The 3210-nt window shown below is 55.5% G+C and carries 3 protein-coding genes and 1 pseudogene; all 4 read left to right on the plus strand.

Annotated elements, in window-relative coordinates; translation table 11 throughout:
* Positions 1-676: ABC transporter permease (locus NIG5292_RS14200; RefSeq protein WP_048600196.1), on the plus strand; the 676-nt coding region annotated here is incomplete at its 5' end.
* A complete protein-coding gene (locus tag NIG5292_RS14205; RefSeq protein WP_048600197.1) occupies positions 670-1485 on the plus strand; it encodes an ABC transporter permease in 816 nt (271 codons plus the stop codon). The genes NIG5292_RS14200 and NIG5292_RS14205, both read left to right, overlap by 7 nt.
* Positions 1482-3101: an ABC transporter ATP-binding protein gene (locus NIG5292_RS14210; RefSeq protein WP_048600198.1), complete on the plus strand. Its 1620-nt coding sequence runs from the start codon at positions 1482-1484 to the stop codon at positions 3099-3101. The genes NIG5292_RS14205 and NIG5292_RS14210 overlap by 4 nt, the downstream gene beginning before the upstream one ends.
* Positions 3082-3210, plus strand: a pseudogene (locus NIG5292_RS15220) (P1 family peptidase); the annotation flags it as partial. The gene NIG5292_RS14210 and the pseudogene NIG5292_RS15220, both read left to right, overlap by 20 nt.

A 3210-nucleotide genomic window follows, 5' to 3' on the forward strand; every position in this document is an offset into this window, starting at 1 on the left:
CGCTGATCGCATTTGGGTGTCGCTGCCACTCGCCGTTTACGCGCTGGTTCTATCGACACTCATCGCATTCCCCGCAGGCATCTTTGCCGCCTCGCGCCGCGGCGGTGCAGGCGACACGGCAATCATGGGCGCAACACAACTTGGTGTGGCCATTCCCAATTTCTGGTTTGCGATGATCCTTGTATTGATCTTTGCAATCAATTTGCGGTGGTTTTCCGCAGGCGGCTTTGTAGGGTGGGACAAGGGGTTTTGGCTTGGACTGAAATCCTTGACCTTGCCAGCAATTGCACTGGCCCTACCCCAAGCGGCAATCCTTGCGCGCGTTATGCGCTCATCATTACTTGATATGTTAGGCGAAGATTTCATCCGGACGGCCCGCGCCAAGGGCCTCAGCAAACGCCAAGCACTTTGGCGGCACGCAGTTCGAAACGCGCTAATTCCTGTGCTGACAATCTTGGGGCTTCAGTTTTCCTTCTTGCTGGCAGGTGGCATCGTGATCGAACAAGTGTTCTTCTTGCCGGGCTTGGGCCGGCTGATCTTCCAAGCCATATCTGCGCGGGACCTGATCGTTGTCGAAGGCGTTGTGATGCTGCTGGTGTTCTCAGTCATCATCGTGAATTTCTTGGTGGATTTGACCTATGCCGCCGTTGATCCGCGCCTAAGGCAGCGATCATGAGGGGGCTAATCATTGGCGCCGTTCTCAGCGGTATTTTTGTGATTGCGGCAGTACTGTCGTTCCTGTGGACACCCTACGACATTTTGACCCTCGACGTGGGCAACAAACTCAAAAACCCAAACGCGGCAAACTGGCTCGGCACGGATCACTTCGGGCGAGACATCCTATCGATGATCATGATGGGCGCGCGAACATCCATCGCTGTGGCGCTTGTGGCAGTGGGCATCGGCATGGTTTTGGGCGTGCCCCTTGGGTTGTGGGCCGCCGCACGGCGTGGTCATTTCATCGATGAGTTCATCATGCGCGGAAACGACCTGATTTTTGCGTTTCCATCCCTTGTCATCGCCATTTTGATCACGGCCGTGTTTGGGGCATCAGCGGTCAACGCAATCATCGCCATCGGCATTTTCAACATCCCTGTTTTTGCCCGCCTCACCCGCGGTGGTGCGCTTAGCCTGTGGGAACGCGACTTCATTTTGGCCGCCCGCGTCAGCGGTAAATCCGCCGCGCGTATCTCGGTTGAGCACATTTTGCCCAACTTGGCGAACTTACTGATCGTACAAGGCACCATTCAATTCAGCCTTGGCATTCTGGCAGAAGCGGCCCTGTCCTATATCGGTCTGGGCGCACAGCCACCCACCGCCTCTTGGGGGCGAATGTTAGCTGATGCGCAAACCCTCGTCAGTATCGCACCGCACACGGCACTGATCCCGGGCGGCGCAATTGTGCTGACTGTTTTGGGGCTAAACCTGATGGGAGACGGCCTGCGCGACCTGCTTGATCCACGTATTCGGGTTGGGCGGTCATGAGCCTGCTTGCAATTGAAAACCTAAACCTATCGATCAACGGCACACCGATCTTGGACAATATCGCGTTAAAGATTGAGGCCGGTGAAATTGTGGCCCTTACCGGTGAAAGTGGTTCAGGAAAGTCCCTCACAAGCCTCGCCATCATGGGGCTGTTGCCGCAGGGCGCTAACACAACTGGTCAGGTTAAGTTTGGGAACCGTGACCTTCTACAAACGTCTGAAGCTGAACTTTGCACCATGCGTGGCAACGAGGTTGGCATGGTTTTTCAAGAGCCGATGACAGCCCTTAATCCGGTTCAAACCATCGGCGTACAAGTCAGCGAGACGATCCGTATTCACGAGAAAACCACACGCCACGAAGCTTACCGACGCGCCGCACAAACCCTTGAACGCGTCGGCCTGCCCAATGACCGATTTCCGCTAACACGCTACCCGCATGAGTTATCCGGCGGGCAGCGCCAGCGTGTTGTCATCGCGATGGCCATCGCTCTGCGGCCCAAACTCCTGATCGCAGACGAGCCTACCACCGCGCTTGATGTAACCACTCAGGCGACCATTCTAGAGCTGCTCAAAGGCTTGGTGGATGAGTTTGGCATGGGGTTGATGATGATCACCCATGATCTGGCCGTGGTCGCTAATATGGCTGACCAGATTGTTGTCATGCAAAACGGCCGAGTTGTTGAAGCGGGTGAAACGCAACGCATTTTCCAAAACATGCAGCACCCCTACACCAAAGCACTTTTGGCCGCCTCTACCCATCAGGTTAACCTGCCTGCTTTGCAGAAAACGCAACCACTTTTGTCCGTCGAAGGCGTTGTCCGCGACTATCCTACTGCCCGCACAGGACTGTTCGGAAGGCGCGGCCAGCACCGCGCTGTAAGCGATGTAAGTTTTCAATTGAACCGCGGCGAAAGAGTTGGGTTGGTTGGTGAAAGCGGGTGCGGCAAGTCCACCCTGACCCGCGCCATATTGGGCTTAGAGGATGTGCAGTCAGGACGGATCACCCTGGACGGGGAGCCTGTTTTTGCGGGCAAGTCTCCGAACCATAAGGTCCGGCGCAAAATGCAGGTGGTCTTTCAAGATCCCTACGGCAGCTTTAATCCCCGCCACAAAGTAGAGCGCCTGATCACCGAGCCATTTCACCTGCTGGACCGCCCTCCGGTCGGACAAGCCCGCGAGACGGCAGTTGCCAAAGCCCTCACCGATGTGGGTCTGGCCACTGACGATGCGCAGAAATACATTCACGAATTTTCAGGCGGGCAACGTCAGCGTTTGGCCATCGCACGCGCACTAATTATTGAGCCCGAATTGATCATTTTCGATGAGGCCGTCTCGGCGCTAGATGTGTCTGTCCGCGCTCAGGTGCTCGATCTATTGGCTGATCTATGTCGCACGCGCGATTTGGCCTATCTTTTCATCAGCCACGATCTATCGGTTGTTCGGACAATTACGGACCGCGTGATGGTGATGAAAGATGGCAAAATTGTAGAACAAGGCATGACAGAAAACGTCTATACGTCCCCCAAACACCCCTATACCCGCGCGTTACTGGCCGCTGCGCCGACCCTTCCTTCCCGCACATCAAATGAGGCGAAACATGCAGACCGGTCCCCTTAATCTTATCACCGATGTAGCTGGACTAAAAGTCGGCAACGCCCAAGATGACACCCTTAAATCAGGAAGCACAGTGCTTTGCGCGGATGCATCGTTCACTGCGTCTGTGCAT

This window comes from Nereida ignava (assembly GCF_001049735.1).
Lineage (GTDB): Bacteria > Pseudomonadota > Alphaproteobacteria > Rhodobacterales > Rhodobacteraceae > Nereida > Nereida ignava.